The sequence below is a fragment of the Promicromonospora soli genome (assembly GCF_014653785.1).
GTDB lineage: Bacteria > Actinomycetota > Actinomycetes > Actinomycetales > Cellulomonadaceae > Promicromonospora > Promicromonospora soli.
This window is the reverse complement of the sequence record NZ_BNAS01000001.1, coordinates 641,885-662,982: the sequence shown is the minus strand read 5'-3', so window position 1 is coordinate 662,982 and position 21,098 is coordinate 641,885. Positions and strand designations below refer to the sequence as shown.

Below are 21,098 nucleotides of genomic sequence, written 5' to 3'. Positions count from 1 at the left end.
CAGAGCCCGTATGACGCCAACCTCACCACCGCGCTGCGACCCCAAAGAATTCCCGAGACTCCAACGATCTCGCGGTGCCCAACCAACTCGTCGGACACCAACCGCGAGACATACCGGTACACCCTCCGGGAGAACCCGGCGTACAGACCGGCTCGTCCGCTTTTAATGCCCTGACCAGGGCATTCATGCTGCGGCGTCGCCCCGAGAGGGATCGGGAGCGCGCGCGTTACGCCGCGCACCCAGCACGGAAAACGAGGCACCGTCACACGAGCAGCGCCTCGAGTTCTGGAAGTCGGCCGAACATGTCGGGGAGGCCGCGAATGCCGTTCCGCGCGGACTCGTGCGACTGCGTGAGGTCGGGACCGGTGTTCGCCTCGGCACCGGCGAGGCAGCGAAGGATGTTAAACCTCGTGTGCCCGAGCCAGCCGCCGATCATGAAGACGAACCAGCTTGGGCCGGACGGCGGCAGCGTCCCGCCCCCTGCGACGTACCCGTCGAGGACCGAGCGGAAGATGGTGGACTCGATGTTGTCGAAGCCAGGTCCTTTCGCGAGGCTCAGCGCGGTCGAGCCGAGCTCACCGGACAGGTCGAGCATCCCCGAGAGCTCCCAGTCGAGCAGGACCGGCCGACCGGCTCGAGCGAGCAGGTTCCACGGTTGGATGTCCTTGTGGGTCAGCACGACGGGGCCTGGCCGTTCGCACGTGTCGACGAAGTGGGCAATCGCGAGGAACGTCTCGACGTGGGAGGCGAGCTCGTCGGCCCACGGCTGTCCGGTCGCCGCCGCCCGCTCGGCGAGCTCGGGCCAGTCCCGTGACGTCGGGTCCTTGACCGACACGTCGGTCCACTCGACGTCGAGCGCGTGGATGCGCGCGAGGATCTCACCGATCTCGAACGCGTACGCCGCCGACGCCGGCGCTTCGGGCACCTTCTCTCCCTCGACCCACCGGTGTACGAGCGTGTCGTGGCTGGCCGAGATCGGCTCTGGCATCGGAATGCCGGCGGCGAAGGCCGCCCGCTCGAACCTGAACACGTCCTCGGCGTGGTAGGTCCAGCGGCGGTCCACGAGGTTGAGCTCCTTCACCGCGAACGACCCCTGGTCGGTGTCGAGCCGGTACATCCGGTTGGCGAACCCGCCGTGGACGCGGATCATCGGCCCGATCGGCGTCCCGAGATGCGAGAGGTTCACGCAACGCAATCTAGGGCTCGTAGTTCATCGAGGCACCGGAATTACCCGGTGCCTACCGCAGGACGTCTCAGGGGTTCGCCCTAACCCCGCCCAGTCCGCGCCGAGTCCGCAGATAGTCCGCAAGAGCCCCACGAAGCGCCGTCGGACCTCAAGGTCCCCAACGCTCGCGAGCCGCAGAATTCCAACGCTCTCGGCAGTCTCCGCCGGGTACCCCGACAGGCCGTGAAACCTGCCAGGGAAACCCGGCGTACAGACCGGCTCGTCCGCACGACCTCGGTCGGAACAAAAAAGGCGGCTGACCTGCATTTCGTCTTACGACGTTGTGCAGTGTCTGCCGCCGTTTCCCATGCTCCCGTGTAGCTCTCGTGTCCCCAGGTCGCCAGTGCGGGTCTGTGACCCAGCCATACTCCCAGCTCTGGGTCCCCGGTCCTCCGTTTGCGCTGGGCACGTCTCGGACGTCGGTTCTGCCGGCAGTGCAACAGGTCTCGCCCGTCATGGTCAGGTGCGGTGGTGCTGGGTGTCGGCGGGACCTGTTGCACTGCCGGCGGGTTCGGTGTCAGGGTCCCGGTGAAGCCAATGGTTGACGGAGGGGCAGGGGCACCGCAGTTCCCTCGGTCCTCTTGATTCCCGGGTGCCCGCCGGAGGCTCTTGCCCTACCGCTTGTCCGCGTCTGTTGCCAGCGTGCCGAGGCGTTCCCGTGCGATGAGGAATTCGACGGCGAAGGCCACAGGTGCAAGGGCTGTCGCAGGCCAGGTGCCGAGTGTCACGCCGACGATTCCCTGCAGCAGGATCGCGGCTCCGTAGGCGAACCCAAGTGCGATCAGGCGGGGGCGGAGTCGGGCTCCCACGCGGGCCAGGTCGCGTGCCCAGCGTCGCTCAGTGATCAGGACCGTGAACGTCGGGATGCCTGAGGCGCCGGAGAGCGCGGTAACGATCCCGACCCACCACCACGGCATGCCTGTGATCGCGAAGAACAGGACGAAAGCGATCGAGAGGATGAACGTGCCCTGGGCCCGTAGGCGCCTGTGGTAGGCCGCAGTCTCAGCCGGGCTCTCGGAGGGGAAGCGGAAGGTCATCGGACCCATCCGGTGCCCGTCATTGGCTCGCTTTCAGGGCCCGTTCCGTCTGTCATAGCGGGAGGTTAGCGGACGGGGCCGGTAGGCCATCAGGGGCCCCTCGCGGAAAAATCGCGCTCAGCGCCTGGTCTCGTACCTGTTCAGGACCACACCGCCGGGAAACGTCCGCGTCTCCACCAGGTTCAGGTTCACCCAGCTGTCCAGCGCGGTGAAAAACGGTGTGCCGCCGCCCACCAGGACCGGATGGGTGACGATCGCGTACTCGTCGATCAGCCCGGCCCGCATGGCCGCCCCGGCGAGCGTCGCGCCACCGACCCTCATCGGCCCACCGTCCTCGGCCTTGAGTCGGGTGATCTCCGCGACCGCGTCGCCGGCGACCAGGCGAGTGTTCCAGTCGACCTTGTCGGTCGTCGACGAGAACACCACCTTCGGCGTGTCCCGCCAGTTCCGCGCGAACTCGATCTGCGCCGGGGTGGCGCCCGGCTGCTGGTCGCCGGTCGGCCAGTGGGAACTCATGATCTCCCACAGCTTGCGCCCGTACAAGAACAGCCCGATCGCCCGCTCCTGGTCGAGCCACCACTGGAACAGCTCGTCGCTCGACCCGCCCCAGCCGATGTCGTCGCCGGGCGCGGCGATGTAGCCATCCAGGGTCAGGTTCATGCCGTAGAGCAGTTTCCGCATGGCTCCATGCCTTCCGTCAGTCGGTCTCGAGTGCAGAGACCGGCACGGCGCGGGAAACTCATCGGTGCGGGAGAACCCGGCGTACAGACCGGCTCGTCCGCTTTCGAGCCTCTGACCTGATCAGCCGGCCCGCTGAGCCCGCTTCCTGGCTGCTTGGTCCGCAACCCGGAGATCGCCCGGGGCATGGATCAGTGAGCTTCGTCGCGTTGCTGGGCGGCCGTGAGGCCCCCGACCGTGGGGTCGAGGGCCTCACGGGCAGGCTCACACGAAGCGCCAGAGATGGTCGTTCGTGCCGTTGTCGTCCCAGACGAGCACCTGCGCGCCCTGAGCGGTCGACATGTTCAGGACGCCAAGAACGCGCCCGCCTGCAGCCTGGATTCGGAACGTCTCACCGGATGTGTACCGGAGCCGCCACTGCTGGCTCGTGGCCCCGGTGTCGGTCGTCTGCACGGCGCGGGTGCCGTTGGCCGTGCCGCCGGACTCCACCGCGAGGACCTTGCCCGTGTGCTGGTTGCGCAGCCGGAAGTACCCGTTGGTGCCGACGACGGCGGTCCACAGGTGGTCGGCGGTACCCGTGTCGCCCCACTGGATCACGAGCGCGCCGTCGGCGGTGGACATGCCGGTCACTCCGAGCACCTGGCCACTGTTGACATTCTGGATCCGCCGGGCGCCCGTCGGGACGAACCGCCACCGGTTGTCCGCCGAGCCGTTGTCCGGGTCCATCACGACCTGGGCGCCCCGGGCCGTCGAGCCGCTCGCGGTGCCGAGCAGTTTGGTCGTGTGGTTGTTGCGCACCCGGTGCGTGCCGTCGCCGTTGTCGAGGATCGTCCAGAGGTGGTCGGCGGTACCCGTGTCGCCCCACTGCAGGACGCGCGCGCCGTCAGCCGTGGACATGTTCTCCACGCCGAGCACCTTGCCGCTGTTCACGCAGCGCAGCTTGACCGACGTGCCCGAGACGACGGGCACCCAGTCGTGGTCCGTCGTGCCGTTGTCGTCCCACTGCAGCGCAAGGGCGCCGTCCGCGGTCGACGCGTTCTGGATGCCGAGCACCATGCCGCTCGCGACGTTGAACAGCCGGAACGGGGAGCCAGCAGCGCCCGAACCGTTGACCGACCAGTACACCGTGTAGTTGAAGCCGTGCGCGTCGTAGAACGGCCCGAGGTTGACGTCTGTGCCGTTCGCGGTCGCGGTGAACGCGAGCGAGCTGCTGCTGGTGCGGGTCACCGAGGAGGCCGTGAGGGCCGGAGGACCCGACAGGCTGCTGCTGCCGTAGTTGCCGGCCAGGACGACCGGTCCGTAGAAGATCGCGGCGACGTTCGGGTTGTCGTTCGACGACTCGACCCGCACCGCCATGGGCAGCCGGACCGTGACGGTGTCACCCGAGGTCCAGGACCGAGTCAGCGTCGCGTACGTGCCGGGTGTGGTCGCGATGGACTGCGCCACGCCGTTCACGGCGACCGTCGCCCCGGTCGCCCACGCCGGGATGCGCACACGCAGGGCCCACGAGCCGCTGACCGAGCCGGTCACGGTGAGCGTGGTGGTGTCGCTGACCGGGTACGACGTCGTCTGGGTGACCGTGATACCCCGCTCGGTCCACGTCAGGACCGATGGCATGAACAGGTTCACCGTGAGCGTGGTGCCCGAGCGGAAGTAGATCGAGTCCATGAGCTTCGTGTTGGTCTCGAGGCCGGTGCCCTGGCAGCACCAGAAGGAGGCGTAGTCGGTGCTCCACGTACCGCCACCCCACTTCGGGCCGACGCCGCGCCGGCCGCCGGGCTGCAGCGGGGTGAAGTACGTGACGTGACCGTGTGCGTCGGCGGCGTTCTGCGCCCCGATGAGGTGGTTGAGCAGGGCGCGCTCGTAGTAGTCGAAGTACCCGGCGTTTTCCGCATCGAGCAACCACAGCTCGCGCGTGAGCTTGAGCATGTTGTACGTGTTGCACTGCTCGCAGGCGTCGTTGCTCAGGAACGTGGAGATCGCGTTCGGTGCCCGGAAGTGCTCGTCCTGGCTGTTGCCCCCGATGGCGTACGTGTGCGCGCCGACCGTGATCGCCCAGGCGTTGCGGGCGATGTCCCGGTACCGCGCGGTGCCCGTCGCCTTGTACTCGCGCGCGGCGCCGATCCACTTGGGCACCTGGGTGTTGGCGTGCAGCCCCGCGAGCTGGTCGGAGTTGTTTGCGAGCGGGTCGAACACGGCGGCGTGGTCGAACCGCTGGGCAACGGTCAGCCAGCGGGCGTCGTTGGTCATGAAGTGCAGGTCCGCAAGCACCGCGTTCATGCCGCCGAACTCGATCCTCAGCGTGGTCTGCATCTGCGCGGTCGTCAGCCGGGCCGTGCGGGTGTCGACCCACGCGGCCATCCGCAGGAGCACGTCGCGTGCCTGTGTGTTCTCCATGTACCGCCACACGTCGAGCAGGCCCGCGAGCGTCTTGTGCAGCGAGTAGTACGGGACGTTGCCGTTGCCGGTGCCCGTCTCCGCGACGCCGATGTCCGACTCGGGGAAGCCTGACAGGTAGCCCGCGGCGAAGTCGCGGGCGGCGTTGTTCGCCTGACACTTGGCCAGCTCGGCAACCATGTAGGCGGCCTTGTCGCGGCACACCGTGTCCCCGAGCACTGCCCACGCCTGCGCCCACGCCGACAGGAAGTGGCCCTGGCTGTGCGTGCGGAAGGGGAAGTCCGGCGCCTCCCACCCGCCCAGTGCCGCGGCGCCGCCGGTCGACAGCCCGTGGTTGGCGCGGAAGTTGTACAGCAGCCGGTCGACGTCCACGAAGCGCAGGTAGGACAGCGTGCGGTTCTGGTTGTCCATCCAGCGGCTGGCCGTGAGCCGGACCTGGCCCAGCGTGAACTCCGACGCCGCGGCACCAACCTCGCCGCGCGCAGGTGGGATGACTGCGGACGCCGTAGGGGCCGACAGGAGAGCCGGGCCGACGGCGGCTGCGGCCCCGGCGACGGCGGCCCCGCGGAGCACGGTGCGCCGGCGCACGTCCAGGGACGCCATGGCGGACAAGGGTGGGGCGGAGTGCTGACAGTTCTTCATCGAACCTCCAGATGAGCGGCAGGACCGGATCCTCATACGCCGCTGGCGTCCCGAGACGGACGCTGGAGCGCTGCGTCGAGCTCCAATAGCGGATGTTAGCGCTCACACGACATTTGGGCCATACCGTCGTCGTCAGGTGGGATCAAGCCCGCTGTGGCGACTACGGGCCGGCCCGGAACGAACTGCCTCAGCCCTCGGAATCAGCCGTCGCGTGTGCTCATTGGCCGCCGCGCCGGAGTGCGCGTAGGTACCGGCGGCGATAGACGCGCTGGGCGATCAAGATCAATGGAAAGAGCCCGCGCCAGGGGCCCCGGCCGGCGCGCGTGAGGGAGCGCAGCGTGAGGTTCACATTCCCGTTTTCGTCTCGGCGGACGATGAACGTTTCCTCTCCTGAGACCGGGTGGCCTTCCAGGGTGCCGTAAGCAAGTGCGGCCTGGCGGTCGGTTGCGATAGTCGCGACGACCTCGACAGGCTCCCGCACGTGGAGGGGACCGATGCGTGCGACGAGCCAATAGCGCTCCCCTCGACGTGCGATGCGTCCGGCCTCGAGTAGCGGGTCGACGGTGAACCCGCTCCGGGACTTGATGCCCCACGAGAGGACCGCCGACGAAGCTGCATTCCAGACGTCGGTTCCGGAGCCCAGCCGAACGGTGTGCTCGTACGCGCGCCATCCGTCGGGTGGTAGCCACGGCTCAGCAGCAGGTGCCGTGCCTCCCACGACGCTGTAGTTGAGGGCCCGTCGGCCGAGGTGGTGCTCCGAAAGCCTCATCAGGTCATCTGCCGCGCCACCGGCCCTGCTGATGGCAGACCTCACGGCGCGCTCCTCGGCAGGCGTGAGTGCGAAGGCTGCGCTAGTGCCGGTGTCGTTCGCATCCCAGATGAGTTCACCTTGGGAACTGGTTCCCGTGCAGCCGATGCTGAACGGCGCGAGCGCGAGCACGATGTCGAAGTCCTCGTCAACGCGCGGGTCGAGGGTGAGGGATACGCCGCCGTGGCGGTTCGCCGCCGAGCGACGTTCGGCCAGTCGGACAGTCGCACGAGCGCCCGCCGGCCAGTCATGGTCGGAGACCATGTCGACGTAGACGCTGGCCAAGCGGCTGCGCTGAGCCGCCAGGGCGCCCCTGATCGCCGCCTCAACGGTCGCCCGAGCCGCGTCGTCGCTCACGACGAACCAGCGCGCGCTGCCGTTGTCCTTCGCCGCTCTGCCCACGCCGCACATCCTGCCGCACCGCGCGGTGGCCGCAGGATCGACGGCTCCGAGAATGTTCATGTAACAGTATTGCGTTGAGTGACGGGAGTCCGTTACATTTGCGACCCGGGCCACCCGACCAGTCCCCAGGGACCGTCAACGACGACCAGGTGTACCCGAGCTGCACGACCGCGTGGTGCCCGTCCGGCTGGATGGGCGGTACGCGAGCACGACCTAAGCGGACCAGCAGGCAAGGAGGCCTCTGATGACCACAGCCACTCCCGTACCCGGCGGCACGACCGCAGGGCGATCCCCTAGCAGCCAGCCGACCATCCCAGGACGCAGCAGATCAGGTCTCGCGGTCACCGGCCTGTGTTTCCTCGCGATCGTCTTCGACGGCTACGACCTCGTCATCTTCGGCTCGACCGTCCCGTCTCTGCTCGCCGACGAGGCGTGGTCGATCGACGCGGCCCAGGTCGGCGTCATCGGCAGCCTGGCCCTCGTCGGCATGCTGATCGGGACCTTGTTCGTCGGCGCACTCACCGACATCCTGGGCCGCCGCACCATCATGATGCTGTCGATCGCCTGGTTCTCCATCTTCATGCTGGCGACCGCCCTTGCCCCCACCCCCGAGCTGTTCGGCGTCTTCCGGTTCGTCACCGGGATCGGCCTGGGCGGCGTCGTGCCCACCTGTGTGGCGATGACCGTCGAGTTCGCGCCCAAGCCGAGACGGCAGATCACCAACGCGGTCATGTACAGCGGGTACTCGGTCGGTGGCGTCCTCGCCGCGGTCCTCGCCCTCCTCGCTCTGCCGACCGTGGACTTCCGCTGGCTGTACGCGTTTGGCGCGCTGCCTCTCGTCGTCCTGCTGCCGGTCGTCCACCTCCTCATGCCGGAGTCGATCGCGTTCCTCGCGTCGAAGGGGCGCCAGGACGAGGCACGGGCAACAGCAGCCCGCTACGGCGTCGTCTACGAGGACGTCGTCACCCCGACGGACGCCGGCGCGGCTGTGGAGTCCGGGCGGTTCAGCGCACTGAAGGTCCTCTTCAGCGGCCCAATGCTCGTCGCAACGATCCTGTTCGGGCTCGCCAGCTTCTGCGGCCTTCTCCTCGTCTACGGCATGAACACATGGCTCCCGGCGATCATGCGTCAAGCAGGCTACGAGCTCGGCTCATCTCTGGTCTTCCTGCTCTCGCTGAACGCGGGCGCGATCGTGGGGGCGATCACCGCCTCGCACGTGGCAGACCGCATCGGCGTGAAGAAGGTTGTCACGGCGTGCTTTGCCATCGCCCTCACCTCGACCCTGCTCCTGAGCGTCGAGCTGCCCTACGCCCTCCTGCTCCTGATCGTCGCGTTCGCAGGTCTCGGCAGCGTGGGTACTCAGATCCTCATCAACGGCTTCGTCGCCACCCACTACCCGCAGACGTCGTCGGCCACTGCGCTCGGCTGGTCCCTCGGAGTCGGACGCCTCGGCGCGATCGCCGGGCCTCTCATCGGCGGGTACGTTGCCGCACTGGGAACCGGCTACGAGGTCAACTTCTACGTCTTTGCCGCCGTCGCCCTGGCCGGCGGGATCGTCATCGCCGCGGTCCCCGCCGCCCGGGCGGTCGCGCGTTCCACGTCGTGAGTTTGCACCAGATCTGGCAGGATGCCGAGGCTTCAGGTTCGGGCGGTGAGCCTGAAGCCTCGGCGGCGATGATCAGTTCCTTCGTGCAGTCGCCTCCATGGCAGCATGCGTGCATGAAGCTGCACGAGCGGATCGACGGCCGGCTACGCAAGTTCGTGGAGCGGCAGCAGGTGTTCTTCGTGGCGACGGCGCCGCTCGCCGCGGACGGGCACGTCAATGTCTCGCCGCGTGGTGTTCCCGGTACCTTCGCCGTGCTCGACGATCACACGTTCGCGTGGCTCGACGGCACCGGGAGCGGGAGCGAGACGGTGGCGCACCTCCGCGAGAACGGCCGGATCACCCTGATGTTCTGCGCCTTCGACGGCCCGCCGAACATCGTCCGGCTCCACGGCACCGGCCGCGTCGTGACCCGGTACGACGACGAGTACCCCGCTCTCGCGAGCCGGTTCGCCGACCTGCCCGGTGCCCGCGCGGTCATCGTGGTCGACGTCGAACGCGTCTCCGACAGCTGCGGCTGGGGCGTGCCACTCATGTCGTACGAGGGCGAGAGAGACCTGATCGGGCCGTACTTCGAGCGCAAGGGCGAGGCTGGGCAGCAGGAGTTCCGGCGTCGCAAGAACCTGACGAGCATCGACGGTCTACCGGCGTTCGACGTCGACCGGCCTGATGAGCCAGAGCCGGTCTCCTGACGGCGGACACAGGTGCCTGTCGTCGCTCCCCGGCGGTCTGCGTGGCGGAATGATGGCTTCGGGCGGATGGTGGAAGTGGCGAAAGGAAAGGCATCATGCCCAAGGCATCGAAGACAAGCGCATCAGAAACCGTTGACATGGAGGGCTACGAGGGTCACCTGGAACGCTTCGACGGCGGCTATACGGTGGCCTTCGAGAAGTACACCGCCGACGCCGACCTCTCAGCGTTCTTCAAGGGCCTACCGGACGACCAGTGCCAGGCAGCCCACTGGGGGTACGTTCTCAAGGGCAAGGTGACGTTCAAGACCTCCTCCGGCGAGGAGACGTTCGAGACCGGCGATGCCTACTACGTCCCCCCGGGTCACACCCCGTTCCTCTACGACGGCACGGAGGTCGTCGAGTTCAGCCCCACCGATGAGTTGCAGCAGACCATCGACGTGGTCACGAAGAACATGGAAGCAGCCGGCTGAGGCTTGAGGCCCCGCGAGGCGCCGTGGGACCAAAGCCTCAAACGCGCCCAAAGCGGTACGTCGACGCCATCGGACATTTGAAAGCGTCCCCAGATGGCCCGCGAATGCGGTTACGACGTCCCCACCCCCCGGGGCGAGATTGGTTATGTCCGACGTCGATCACACCCGGCGTCGGGCATTCCTGTCCTCGCCAACCGGAGAAAACCGTGACCGAGAAGACCATGACCGCGCCGCATACGACAGCCCTCGCCACATCGGTGCGGTTGGTGGCTCTCGATATCGACGGCACCCTCGCCGAGGCCGGGTACATCCCCGACGTCACCGTGGCCGCGGTGCGGGACGTTCTCGCGAAGGGGCACCACGTCGTGCTCGCGACTGGACGGTCCCTGGTCGGGGCAGTACCGATCATCAAGCGGCTCGGGCTGAGCCGAGGCCGCGTGATCTGCTCCAACGGCGCGGTGACGGCGTGGATCAACGGGCTTCGTCTGATCGTCGAGGACACGGTGAGGTTCGACGCCGGTCCCGCGCTGCAGCGGGCAGGCGATGCGATCCCGCACGTGCTGCTGGCGACCGAGGTGCTCGGCAAGGGCTATCGGGTCAACGCCAGGTTTCCCGACGGGTTGCTCAACGGCCCGCAGCACGTCGTGCAGCACGAACGCGCCCTGTGGGAGGTGCCCACGACGCGCGCCGTCGTGCACGCGCCCGACGCTGCCCGGCTGGCGCGCGAGCTGCGCCGGTTCGATGTGACGGCCACAGGGGGGTCGACGAAGGTGCCCGGCGACTGGCTCGACGTGACGGCGCCGAACGTCTCGAAGGCGACTGCCCTGGAGGCCCTTCGGCGCCGTATGCGAGTCGCCCGGGAGCGTACGATCGCCGTCGGCGACGGGCACAACGACCTGCCGATGTTCGAGTGGGCGGCCCGCGCGGTGGCGATGGGGCACGCTCCGGCAGAGGTCCGGGCAGCGGCCGGTGAGGTGTGCGGCAGCATCACCGAACACGGCGCGGTCGATGTCCTGCGTTCGGTCGCGCGCGTCCGGTGACGCCGCCTGTCTCAGAAGCCGGCGGCTCGCCCACGCCCGTCGACCGGGAGGCTGCCGCGCATCTCCGAGATCAGCTGCGGTGTGAGCGTGGCCTCGGTGCGGGACACCAACAGGGCCATCTCGTAGCCCACGAGGCCGATGTCGCACGTGGCCTCCGCGACCACGCCGAGCACTGACCCGTTGGAGACGCTCATCAGGAAGAGGAAGCCGTTGTCCATCTCGATGATCGTCTGACGGACGTTGCCGCCGTTGAGCTGCCGGGCAGCTCCACGCGTCAGGCTCGACATACCCGAGACGATCGCCGCCATCTGGTCGCCGCTGGTGCGGTCCAGCTGGTCGGACATCGCCATGAGCAGGCCGTCTGCCGACACCACGAGCGTGTGCCGGCTGCCCGGGACGGTGCGCACGAAGTTGTCGAGCAGCCACCCGAAATTCGTTGCTTCGGTACTGAGGGTCACTCTTTGCTCCTCTGGTACTGCTTGCCTGCGGTCGGGCTCAGCCGGCCAGCCGGTTGTACTTGCGGATCTGGGTGTGGAACATCTGCGACGGCACGACGCGACGCAGCGTGCTGAGCCGTCCGGCCAAGGGGCCGGCCGTGTATCGCAGCTTCGGTTTGGGGTCCGTCGCTGCCGCCACGATAGCCGTCGCAACGGTGGAGGGAGCGTCGCCGTCTCGCACCGACGCCGCCATCACCTGTTCAGCGATGCGTCGCTGCTTGTCATAGGCCTGCAGGGGCATTTCGGTCCGTTTGCATCTCGTCTCGAAACCGGTGCTGGTCGCGCCAGGCTCGACAAGAAGGACGCGCACGCCGTGTTCCCGGACATCGTGGTCCACGGACTCGGAGTATCCCTCGACCGCGTGCTTGGACGCGGCATGGGCGGCCAGGAACGGCGCCGGGATCAGCCCGAAGATCGACGAGAGGTTGACGATGCGGCCGCCACCCCGGGACCGCATGTGCGGCAGAACCGCCTGCGTCATACGGATGATGCCGAAGACGTTGACGTCGAAGACGTCCTGCGCCTGCGCGACCGAGTTTTCCTCGGCCGCACCCGTGAAGCCGACTCCGGCGTTGTTGACCAGGACGTCGATCTGCCCGAACCGATCGACCACCTGCTGGACCGCTGTGGTGACCGACGCATCACCGGCCACATCGAGATCAACGAAGGTCACACCGCTCAGCGGGTTGACGTGCGAGGCGTCGCGGCTCGTGCCGACCACGTCGAAACCCGCTCGGACCAGTGCGAGCGCGGCCTCCTTCCCGATGCCGGATGACGCACCCGTCACCAGTGCCACCGGCCGAGCTGTGGTCATCTGAACCCCCGCACCCATAGAGAAACCGAACGGCTTCGGCAAACCGTAAACCGATCGGTTTCCAGACGCAAGCCTGGCCGCCCCTGGCCGGCCGCAGCCGCGAGGCGGCGGTCCTTCAGTGCACGCCTGCCGCATCGAGCAGGGGGCTTACGGTGGGCGCAATGAGTCCCGTCAGGTCGTCTGCCCCGATCCCCGCCCGGGCGCTCGCGCCGTCGAAGACCAGGATGAGCTGGCGGGCAAGCAGATCAGGGTCGCTCGCCCCGCCCTGAGCTGCCTCGGCGCGGAAAAAATCCGTCAGGTCCTCCTTGACCAGGCGGGCCACCCGGCTCGCGGGGTGATGCTGATCCTTGAGCTCGATCTGGACGGCCAGGTATCGGCAGCCCCGGAACTCGGGCGGGCCCACCTGTGACTGCATCCGATCGAAGACGTACAGGATCCGTTCGCGGTGGGAACGGCCATCGTCCGCCGGTGGCAGGAGCCATGCGGCGTAGGCCGCGGCGCCCCGCTCCAGGCTTGCCGCCAGCAGCTCGTCCTTGCTGTCGAAGAGCTGGTACATGGAGCGCTTCGACACCCCTGCCGCCTTGCACAGCGCCTCGATGCCGACGCCGACACCCTGCTGGTAGCTGAGTGTGGCAGCCGCCTCCAGCAGCCGCTCTCGAGGGCCCGCCTTCACCTCGGTGGTCATGCAGTGAGTTTACGGTTCAGCCCAGGCGGATGAACGTCGGGCCGGACTGCCAGATGCTGGTGTACCGGACGGACTTGCCCGGTACCGGGGCCTCGATCTGCATACCGTCACCGGCGTAGATCGCGATGTGCCCGGGCGACCAGATCAGGTCGCCCGGCAGTGCGTCGGACCAGGACACCACGGTCCCGGCATATCGCTGCTCGGACGACGTGCGCGGAAGGTCGATCCCGACCTGGGCGTAGACGTAGGACGTGAACCCGGAGCAGTCGAACCCGGCGGGGGTCGTGCCGCCCCACACGTACGGGACGCCGAGGTAGCGCATCGCGATGGAGACCACCGACGCCCGTCGTTGCGCAGCAGCCTCCGCCTCGGCCTCGGCGGCACGCTCCGCCTGGTATGCCTCGTTCTCGGCGGCGGAGACGACGGAGACCGCCGAGCTCTCGACCTTCAGCTCCGCGTGAGGAGCGACGGCGACGACGCCCGACCCGGCGACCGTCTCGCGGGCCTGGGCGGTCAGGGCGTTGAGGTCGGCCGTGTTGAGCGCTCCCTGAACGGGCTCGCCGGTCAGGGCCGTGCCGACCTGTGTGACCGTGGCTGCCTGGGCGGGTGCGGCGATCAGGGACAGCAGCACGCCGGAACCGGCTGCCGCGATCACGGCGCCGCGCCCAGCGACCGCGCCGGCCTGCCCGGTGGCGGCTCGGGCGATGCCGGTCAGGACGGGGCGTTGCGCTGCCCGGTGACGGCCACGTCCCGGCTGGGACACGGTCGGGCTGGACTGGGGATCCATGAAGTCTGGGGCCTTTCAGATCGAAGGGCAGGTTTTGGTGCCGCGGTCTGCGAGCGCTGGAAGCCTGACCGTCAGGGCGCACTCGAACCCGCGCCGAGGACCGGCGAGCGGGGAGCGAAGGCGATATGTCGGACTCATAGCGAGCCCCAGAGTAACGGAGCGGACACGGTGCTGAACACCACCGCACGACACGCGTTCCCAGCGACGGCGACCGGTCGGAGAGAATGCCGTTCATGCGACTTCTGCTGCTGCGCCACGGACAGACACCCTCGAACGTGCATGGGCTGCTCGACACGGCGAACCCTGGTCCCGGGCTGACGCGGCTCGGTGAACGTCAGGCTGCCGCGGTTCCGCACGGACTCCGCGATCGCCGGGTCGATGCGATAGCCGTCTCGCGACTGGTGCGGACGTCGCTCACGGGGGCGCCGCTGGCGCGAGAGCGCGGCATCGAACCGATGACGGTGGACGGGCTGCATGAGATCGAGGCCGGTGAGCTCGAGATGGCCGGCGCCCACGAGGCGCACCAGCTCTACCTCAGCACCGTCTTCGCCTGGGCGCGTGGCGACGTCGACCGCGCTATGCCCGGTGGTTCGGACGGCCACGCGTTCCTCGGGCGCTACGACCGGGCCGTTGAGCAGATCGCCGCGCGAGGCTGGGACAGCGTCGTCGTGGTCTCTCATGGCGCGGCGATCCGTACGTGGGTGTCGGCGCGCGTGGCGGGCGTCGACGTCGACCACGTCGAGCGGACCACGCTGGCCAACACCGGTCTGGTGGAGATCGAGGGCGATCCGGTCAGCGGCTGGCAGCTGGTCGCGTGGACTTCCGACCCCATCGGCGGGACCGAGCTGGCCGCACCTGCTGCCGACGACCCGACCGGGGAGCCGGTCGAGGACTGAGGCGCTGGAAAAGACCTGGGTCGACCGCGGCCCCGATGGCAGGGTTGCGGGATGGACGTCACAGGGGACGAGACACGGGCCGCGTGGGCCATCGCATCGCGCAAGTACGAGGACGAGTACGCCGAACATCTCGAAGAGGCACGGACCGTCGCGCTCCTGCCGGAAGAGGTAGAGGCCCTGGGCGACCTCGTTGTCGGCGCCGACGTGGTGCATCCGATGAGCGGCCACGGCCTGGACGACATCGCGCTGGCGCGCCTGGGCGCGCGTTCGGTGCACGGACTGGACTACAGCGAGGCGGCCCTGTCGAGCGCGCAGCGCAGGGCCGACGAGCTCGGTATGCCCTGCCGGTACACGCGGGCGGTGATGCCGGACAGCGGGCTCGAGAGTGCGTGCGCCGATCTGGTCTACACGGGGAAGGGTGCGCTCATCTGGCTCCCTGACCTGCCGGCGTTCTTCGCGGAGGTGCACCGTCTGCTCCGGGCGGGCGGCTGGTTCTACGTCTACGAGGCGCATCCGCTGGTGCCGCTGTGGGGCTGGGACACCGACGAGATCCGAGTTCGTCCTGACCGCAGCTACTTCGCGCCCTCGCACGTCAACGACTCCTTCCCGGCCAACGGCGCCGTCGAGCGCCAGCACACGCTCTCGGAGATCGTCATGGCCTGCCGGCGTGCGGGCTTCGAGATCGAGCATCTCGACGAGCATCCCGAGCCGTTCTGGCGCCCGGAGCACTTGAACGCGGCCGCTGCGTGGGACGGCCGGCTCCCCAACTCGTTCAGCCTGCTCGCGCGCCGAGCCTGACGCCGAGCGCCCGACTCCGAGGACCGGCCCGGGGCGGGTGGCCCAGGCCGATCCTCCGTCGTTTGGCGTCGGCGGGCCAAGGCGGACCTGATCCGGTTCACGACCGCGTTGGTGGACTCGGCAGCGAAGTATTCGGTGAACGTCAACTGTGTGGTGCCGCACTGGATCGGGCTTCCGCGGGCGGTGGAGGCGTTCGACCGGATGGCTGCCGTGGAGCGCCAGCCCGTATACCTGACGTATCTCCCGCCCAGCCGGGCGTCAGGGTAGGGCACGGGGAGGCGCTCAGGCGGTCATCGGGTCGTCGCCGCACCTGCCTCGGACAGGGTCTCGTCCCGGTGCCCGATGCCCAGCTCCGGCGGCAGGTCGTCGTCGTGCCGCACGACGAGGGACGTGACCGCCCGGGTGAGGCAGACGTAGAGCCGGCGCAGGCCCGTGGCGTGGTTGGGCTCGGCCGCGACGATCCCTGCCGGGTCGTGCAGCACCACGTGGTCGAACTCGAGGCCTTTCGCGAGCGAGGCGGGCACCAGGTCCAGGTGGGCGTCGAACTCGGAGGCATCGTCCTCGTCCGCCGCGTCGTCAGGGCCCGGAGCGTCGTCCCGCTCGCCCACGACGGCGAACGTGAGCCCGACGGCGGTGAGCGTCGTGCGGACGTGCGGCAGGGCGGCGTCGGGCACGATCAGGCCGACCGATCCCTCGAGGCCCGTGACGCCGGGGAGGACGTCGCCGAGCGGCGCGGCGGTGATCCGGAGCCTGCCCCGGGCGCGCCGGACGGCCGTCGGCGGCTCCAGGCCCGGCGCGATGCTGGGCAGGAGCCGGGCGGCGAGCTCGATCACGTCGGCGGGCACGCGGAATCCGGCGGTCAGCTGCTCCACGTGCCCGTCGGGCTTGGCCAGGTGGTCCAGGACGTCGGACCAGTCGCTCGAGGCCCAGGGCGTCGTGGCCTGCGCGAGGTCGCCGAGCACGGTGAGCGAACCGGTAGCGGCGCGCCGCCCGAGGGAGCGCAGCATCATCGCGGACAGGTCCTGCGCCTCGTCGACGACGATGTGCGCCACCGACTCGGTCCGGTCCAGCAGGTCCGCGATCTCGTCGAGCAGCACCAGGTCAGCCGTCGTCCAGCGGGCGGAGCCCGGCGTGCGCGGCGGACGGTGCCAGGCCAGGAGGAGCTGCTCGGCGTCGGACAGGATTCCCTCGGCGCACTCGGCCAGGAACTGCCGGTCGGAGAACAGCCGGAAGAGCAGCCTGCGCGGCTCGACCGCCGGCCATACCGCTGCCGCGTAGTCGCGGACGGGCTTGGTCCGGGCCAGGACGTCCCACGCCCTGTCGTCGAGCGCGTCGCCCGTCTCCTCGATCTGGACGAGCACGCGGTGCGCCAGGGCGTGCCGCAGCTGGGCCGCGCCCAGGGCGTATCGCACGTCCCGCGCGATGATCTGCTCGACCGCTTCGCGCGCCTCGTACGCCGGGACCCGCCAGCGGAACGAGCCGCGCGGCAGGACCAGCGTGTCCTGCGGGGTGCCGATGTGCGACCAGACGGCGCGCCGCAGCACTGCCGCCATCCGGCCGTCGCCCTTGAGGGTCGCGACGTCGGCGGGCTCGGTGGCGCGGACCGGGGCGTGGTCGCCGACGATCTCCTCGATGGTCGCCTGCCTGGCATGGATCTCGCCGAGGGCGGGCAGCACGTCGCGGATGTACCGCAGGAAGCTCTTGTTGGGCCCGACGACGAGCACCCCGCGGCGGGTGAGCTGGTCGCGGTGCGCGTACAAGAGGTAGGCCGCGCGGTGCAGCCCGACCGCGGTCTTCCCCGTGCCGGGCGCGCCCTGCACGACGAGCGTGCGCTCGAGCGGCATCCGGACTATGACGTCCTGCTCGGGCTGGATCGTCGCGACGATGTCGCGCATGGGGCCGGTGCGCGGCCGCTCGATCTCAGCCTCGAGGATCTCCGAGCGCGCGCCGTCGCCGTCGCCATCGCCGTCCAGGGCTCGGTCGGCCCGGGTCAGCGACTCGTCCTCGAACGCGGTCAGCCGGCCGCGGGCGAACCCGTACCGGCGCCGGGCCGCGATGCCCATCGGCTCCTTGGGGGTGGCCCGGTAGAACGGGGTGCTCACCGGGGCACGCCAGTCCACCACCATCGGCTCGCCGTCCGGGTCCGAGACGTGGCGCCGCCCGATGTGGAAGGTCTCACCGGGGCCGGCGGTGCCTGCCTCGGGGGCGAGGTCGATGCGGCCGAAGAAGAGCGGGATGTCGGGGTCGTCGGTCAGCTGTTCCATCCGGCGGGCGAGCGTGGCCTCCAGGATCTCGGCGCTCACCCAGTTGCCGGCGCTCTGACCGTCGAGCGCAGCTACGCGGTCCCGCATGCGGCCGAGCTGTGACCGGGCCTCGGCGAGAAACTCACGCTCCTGGGCGAGCTCGGACTCGTCGGCAGGCATGGGGGACCCTCCAGGAGTCTGCGTGGGGATGTTCGCGGGAACGGACGCGCGAGTCTAGTGCTGCGGGGCGAACGGGGCGGCATCATTTTGTGGGCACGACGGCGGCCCGGGAGCATATGTCCTCCGAGTCCGTTTCCACTGTCGCACCAACCGGCCCCACGGTACGGTCGGTGCACGCCCGGCCAATCGAGGAGCCCCAGTGTCGTCCGACGAGCTGCCCCAGGAGTTCCAGATCGACGTGCCCGACGAGATGGAGACCGGCGTCCCGGCCGACTTCGCCTCCGTATGGCACACGCCGACGTCGTTCATCCTGGACTTCATCGCCGTGAAGCAGCCGCCGAGCCCGGTCTCCGATCCGGAGTCGGGAGAGGTGACGTCCATTACCGTGCCGGGCCGTGTGGTGTCCCGCGTACGAATTCCTCCGCAGCAGGTGTTCGAGCTCGCCAAGGCGTTAACCATGCAGCTCGACGCATGGGAGAAGGAAAGTGCACCGTCCGTGCGCAATCCGGGGGCCGCAGAGGGGCCCGATGGCCCGAATCGATCGTCGGAGAATTGAACCTTGTGAATCTATCTCTTGAACGCATGTCCAACTCGGGGTCCAATTGTCCGATCTGACCCGTCCGGATGTGACGATTTGCCCGGAGAAATACCATCTTATACCAATCCTGACAGCGAAATGTAACCCCGACCGGAGGTTCCACTTGCGATCTTCACGGATGTAGGCTGCCCGTGATCGCGACGAAGGCGTTGCAGTCTCCCAGAGTTGCCCGAGGGGTCGGGCGACCCGTTCCGGCGGCCATGTCGGGGAGCAATGAACAGGGGCGATGCAAGTGAGCAACACCGAATTCGACAACAGGGGGCGCACGGGCGGGATCATGTTCGAAGAACAGTCCCGTACGAGTGTCGTGAGTATGTGGGGAGAAATCGATGTCTCTTTGCGCGGGGAGTCGAGTGCTGCCATAGCTAATGCTCTGGAGAGAGCCAAGGCCGTGGTCATCGATACGTCCAAGGTGACGTTCATGGACTCGACCGGCGTCGCGTTTCTCATGCAGATGTACACCTACGGAACGCAGGACGGTCTGACCGTCAGTCTTCCGGAGCCGCCGCCGGTGGTCCGGACGGTCATCGAGATGCTCGGGGTCGACGCGCTGTTCGCACAGGAGGCCCACCCCGCCGTCGCGCAGGAGGCCTGAGCGGGTCCCGCCTGCGACCACGCGCACGGACGACGCAGCGGGCGACCAGGCCCGGCCCGAAGGCCGGGCGCCGGGATCAGCGCCCGGCCGCCAACGCCGCGGCGCCGACTATGCCGGCCGCGTTCCGCAGCTTCGCCGGGATGATCGGCGCGCGCAGGTGAAGGTTCGGCAGGTACTTCTCGTGATGCTTGCTCACACCACCACCCACGACGATGAGGTCGGGGGACAGCAGGTCCTCGACCACACCGAAGTAGCGCTGCAGCCGCTCCGACCACTCGTCCCAGGACAGGTTCTCGCGCTCACGCGCCGAGTCGGCTGCGCGGGACTCGGCGTCGTGGCCGTCGATCTCGAGGTGCCCCAGCTCGGTGTTCGGCACGAGGACGCCGTCGACCATGAGCGCGGACCCGATTCCCGTGCCGAGCGTCGCCACCAGCACCACGCCCTCGGCGTCGCGGGCAGCGCCGTACCGGACCTCGCCCACGCCGGCCGCGTCGGCGTCGTTCACCGCGATGACGTGGCGACCGGTCACGCGCTGGACGAGAGCGGGCAGGTCCACGCCGGTCCACGACTGGTCGAGGTTCGCCATGAAGCGGACCACGCCGTGCTGTAACGGGGCGGGGAACGCGACGCCGATCGGGACGTCGTCGGGCAGCTGATAGCTGTCGACGAGCCGGGCGAGCACGTCCGCCACAGCCTGCGGGGTGGATGGTTGGGGGGTCGGGATACGGGTCCGCTTCTCCGCGTAGTCGCCCGCCGTGAGATCGACGGGCGCGCCCTTGATCCCCGAACCTCCGATGTCGATGCCGAACGCCAGGTCACTCATGCCAGGATCGTCTCATGAGCACTGACGAGCAGTACTGGTACAACACCGAGACCGGCGCGGTCGAAGTCGGACACCGGTCGTCGTGGACCCACCTGATGGGCCCGTACAGGACTCGCGCAGAGGCCGAGCAGGCGCTCGTGCGCGCGAAGTCGCGCACTGAGTCCTGGGAGAAGGACGACGAGGACTGGCGCAACAAGTAGGACGTCGTCAGGCGTACGGGTCACGGGGGCGACCCGTACGCCTGACCGCCGCGTCGGCTACTTCTCGAACGAGTGCGCCTCGTCCGGGAAGGACGAGTCCTTGACCTCGGAGACGTAGTCCTCGGCGGCCTGCTGCAACGCCGCGCCGAGCTCGGCGTAGCGCCGGGCGAAGCGCGGCGACCAGTCGGTCATCCCGGCCATGTCCGTCCACACCAGGACCTGGCCGTCGCAGTGCGGCCCGGCGCCGATGCCGATGGTCGGGATGTGCAGGATCTCGGTGATCCGCGCGGCGACGGCGCTGGGCACCATCTCCAGGACGACGGCGACGGCGCCCGCCTCCTCGACCGCCTGGGCGTCGGCGGCGAGCCCCTCGACGGCGGCGTCGCCACGGCCCTGTACGCGCGGCCCGCCCAGCAGGTTCTCCGACTGCGGCGTGTAGCCGAGGTGTGCGACGACGGGGATCCCGGCGTCGGTCAGCGCCCGGATCTGCCGTGCGGAGCGGATCCCGCCCTCGAGCTTGACGGCGTCGGCGCCCGTCTCCTTGAAGATCCGCACCGACGTCTCCAGGGCCTGCTGCGGCCCGGCCTCGTAGGAGCCGAACGGCAGGTCGATCACCACGAAGGCGCGCTTCGCGGCCCGGGCGACGGCGCGCGCGGCGGGGATCATGTCGTCGACGGTCACGGGAATCGTGCTGGTGTGCCCGTGCATGACGTTCCCGATGGAGTCGCCCACGAGCAGCATGTCCATGCCGGCCGCGTCGAAGATCGCGGCGGTCACGGCGTCGTACGCGGTGAGCATCGCGAGCTTCTCCCCCCGGGCCTTGGCCTCGGCCAGGTGGTGCACGCGGACCCTCTTGGGGCCCTGAGTGGGCGAGGTGTGGGCGGACATGGTCCTCCTGTGGTTCGGGTGGCGTCGGTGCCGCAGGAAAGCCTACGACCGGTCGGCCAGGCCCGGTACACGCACCTGTAACAGGTTTAGTGCAAGATGG

At 69.0% G+C, this 21,098-nt stretch carries 21 protein-coding genes; 9 read left to right on the top strand and 12 right to left on the bottom strand.

All coding sequences use genetic code 11. The annotated features are described in order from the left end of the window. Positions 1-262: 262 nt before the first annotated feature. From IE250_RS03005 to IE250_RS24330, 5 genes are all read right to left on the bottom strand, one after another. Positions 263-1,186, bottom strand: a complete 924-nt coding sequence (locus IE250_RS03005) for a phosphotransferase family protein (protein WP_189667762.1) — start codon at positions 1,184-1,186, stop codon at positions 263-265. Between the two features lie 653 nt (positions 1,187-1,839). Beyond that, a complete protein-coding gene (locus IE250_RS03000) occupies positions 1,840-2,262 on the bottom strand; it encodes a hypothetical protein (RefSeq protein ID WP_189667761.1) in 423 nt (140 codons plus the stop codon). Between the two features lie 117 nt (positions 2,263-2,379). Continuing rightward, positions 2,380-2,943, bottom strand: a complete 564-nt coding sequence (locus IE250_RS02995) for a dihydrofolate reductase family protein (RefSeq protein ID WP_189667760.1) — start codon at positions 2,941-2,943, stop codon at positions 2,380-2,382. Between the two features lie 261 nt (positions 2,944-3,204). After that, positions 3,205-5,940, bottom strand: coding sequence for a beta-L-arabinofuranosidase domain-containing protein (locus IE250_RS02990; protein ID WP_189667759.1), 2,736 nt, complete (start codon positions 5,938-5,940; stop codon positions 3,205-3,207). A gap of 256 nt (positions 5,941-6,196) precedes the next feature. Further along, the gene (locus IE250_RS24330) at positions 6,197-7,249 is read right to left on the bottom strand and encodes a DUF1990 domain-containing protein (protein WP_229872086.1); all 1,053 of its coding nucleotides are present in this window, start codon (positions 7,247-7,249) and stop codon (positions 6,197-6,199) included. A gap of 184 nt (positions 7,250-7,433) precedes the next feature. Between IE250_RS24330 and IE250_RS02980 the strand changes: the two genes are divergently transcribed. The 4 genes from IE250_RS02980 to IE250_RS02965 all read left to right on the top strand — a co-directional run bounded on the left by IE250_RS02980 (position 7,434) and on the right by IE250_RS02965 (position 10,994). Next, on the top strand, positions 7,434-8,795 hold the full coding sequence (locus IE250_RS02980) for an MFS transporter (protein WP_189667758.1): 1,362 nt from the start codon (positions 7,434-7,436) through the stop codon (positions 8,793-8,795). 113 nt (positions 8,796-8,908) lie between these two features. After that, positions 8,909-9,484 (top strand): pyridoxamine 5'-phosphate oxidase family protein, encoded by a 576-nt coding sequence (locus IE250_RS02975; protein WP_189667757.1) that lies wholly within the window; start codon positions 8,909-8,911, stop codon positions 9,482-9,484. Between the two features lie 95 nt (positions 9,485-9,579). Continuing rightward, a complete protein-coding gene (locus IE250_RS02970) occupies positions 9,580-9,954 on the top strand; it encodes a cupin domain-containing protein (protein WP_229872085.1) in 375 nt (124 codons plus the stop codon). 206 nt (positions 9,955-10,160) lie between these two features. Next, positions 10,161-10,994 (top strand): HAD family hydrolase, encoded by an 834-nt coding sequence (locus tag IE250_RS02965; protein ID WP_229872084.1) that lies wholly within the window; start codon positions 10,161-10,163, stop codon positions 10,992-10,994. An 11-nt stretch (positions 10,995-11,005) separates the two neighbouring features. On the opposite strand, the gene IE250_RS02960 is transcribed toward IE250_RS02965, so the two are convergent. The 4 genes from IE250_RS02960 to IE250_RS02945 are packed head-to-tail and all read right to left on the bottom strand — an operon-like array spanning position 11,006 to position 13,777. Continuing rightward, on the bottom strand, positions 11,006-11,452 hold the full coding sequence (locus IE250_RS02960) for a roadblock/LC7 domain-containing protein (protein ID WP_189667756.1): 447 nt from the start codon (positions 11,450-11,452) through the stop codon (positions 11,006-11,008). 37 nt (positions 11,453-11,489) lie between these two features. Further along, positions 11,490-12,440, bottom strand: a complete 951-nt coding sequence (locus IE250_RS02955) for an oxidoreductase (RefSeq protein WP_229872083.1) — start codon at positions 12,438-12,440, stop codon at positions 11,490-11,492. After that, positions 12,421-12,990 (bottom strand): TetR/AcrR family transcriptional regulator, encoded by a 570-nt coding sequence (locus IE250_RS02950; RefSeq protein ID WP_189667755.1) that lies wholly within the window; start codon positions 12,988-12,990, stop codon positions 12,421-12,423. Before IE250_RS02950 ends, IE250_RS02955 begins: the two co-directional genes overlap by 20 nt. Before the next feature lie 16 nt (positions 12,991-13,006). Beyond that, a complete protein-coding gene (locus IE250_RS02945; protein ID WP_189667754.1) occupies positions 13,007-13,777 on the bottom strand; it encodes a C40 family peptidase in 771 nt (256 codons plus the stop codon). Between the two features lie 233 nt (positions 13,778-14,010). Here IE250_RS02945 and IE250_RS02940 point away from each other — a divergent pair, with 233 nt between their 5' ends. Further along, positions 14,011-14,673, top strand: a complete 663-nt coding sequence (locus IE250_RS02940) for a histidine phosphatase family protein (RefSeq protein WP_189667753.1) — start codon at positions 14,011-14,013, stop codon at positions 14,671-14,673. A gap of 51 nt (positions 14,674-14,724) precedes the next feature. Beyond that, on the top strand, positions 14,725-15,471 hold the full coding sequence (locus IE250_RS02935; RefSeq protein WP_189667752.1) for a class I SAM-dependent methyltransferase: 747 nt from the start codon (positions 14,725-14,727) through the stop codon (positions 15,469-15,471). 290 nt (positions 15,472-15,761) lie between these two features. On the opposite strand, the gene IE250_RS02930 is transcribed toward IE250_RS02935, so the two are convergent. Beyond that, entirely contained in the window at positions 15,762-17,894 is a 2,133-nt protein-coding gene (locus IE250_RS02930) for a HelD family protein (protein WP_189667751.1), read from the bottom strand. Positions 17,895-18,093: 199 nt separating this feature from the next. Here IE250_RS02930 and IE250_RS02925 point away from each other — a divergent pair, with 199 nt between their 5' ends. Further along, entirely contained in the window at positions 18,094-18,450 is a 357-nt protein-coding gene (locus tag IE250_RS02925) for a DUF3467 domain-containing protein (protein WP_189667750.1), read from the top strand. Between the two features lie 268 nt (positions 18,451-18,718). Then, positions 18,719-19,087, top strand: a complete 369-nt coding sequence (locus IE250_RS02920; protein ID WP_189667749.1) for an STAS domain-containing protein — start codon at positions 18,719-18,721, stop codon at positions 19,085-19,087. Between the two features lie 76 nt (positions 19,088-19,163). Here IE250_RS02920 and ppgK read toward each other — a convergent pair whose 3' ends face one another. Beyond that, positions 19,164-19,910 carry a polyphosphate--glucose phosphotransferase gene (ppgK, locus tag IE250_RS02915; RefSeq protein ID WP_189667748.1) on the bottom strand — a complete coding sequence of 249 codons (747 nt, stop codon included), beginning with the start codon at positions 19,908-19,910 and terminating at the stop codon, positions 19,164-19,166. 14 nt (positions 19,911-19,924) lie between these two features. Here ppgK and IE250_RS02910 point away from each other — a divergent pair, with 14 nt between their 5' ends. After that, a complete protein-coding gene (locus IE250_RS02910; RefSeq protein ID WP_189667747.1) occupies positions 19,925-20,110 on the top strand; it encodes an SPOR domain-containing protein in 186 nt (61 codons plus the stop codon). A 57-nt stretch (positions 20,111-20,167) separates the two neighbouring features. Here IE250_RS02910 and panB read toward each other — a convergent pair whose 3' ends face one another. Continuing rightward, positions 20,168-20,998: a 3-methyl-2-oxobutanoate hydroxymethyltransferase gene (gene panB / locus IE250_RS02905; protein ID WP_189667746.1), complete on the bottom strand. Its 831-nt coding sequence runs from the start codon at positions 20,996-20,998 to the stop codon at positions 20,168-20,170. Positions 20,999-21,098: the final 100 nt, after the last annotated feature.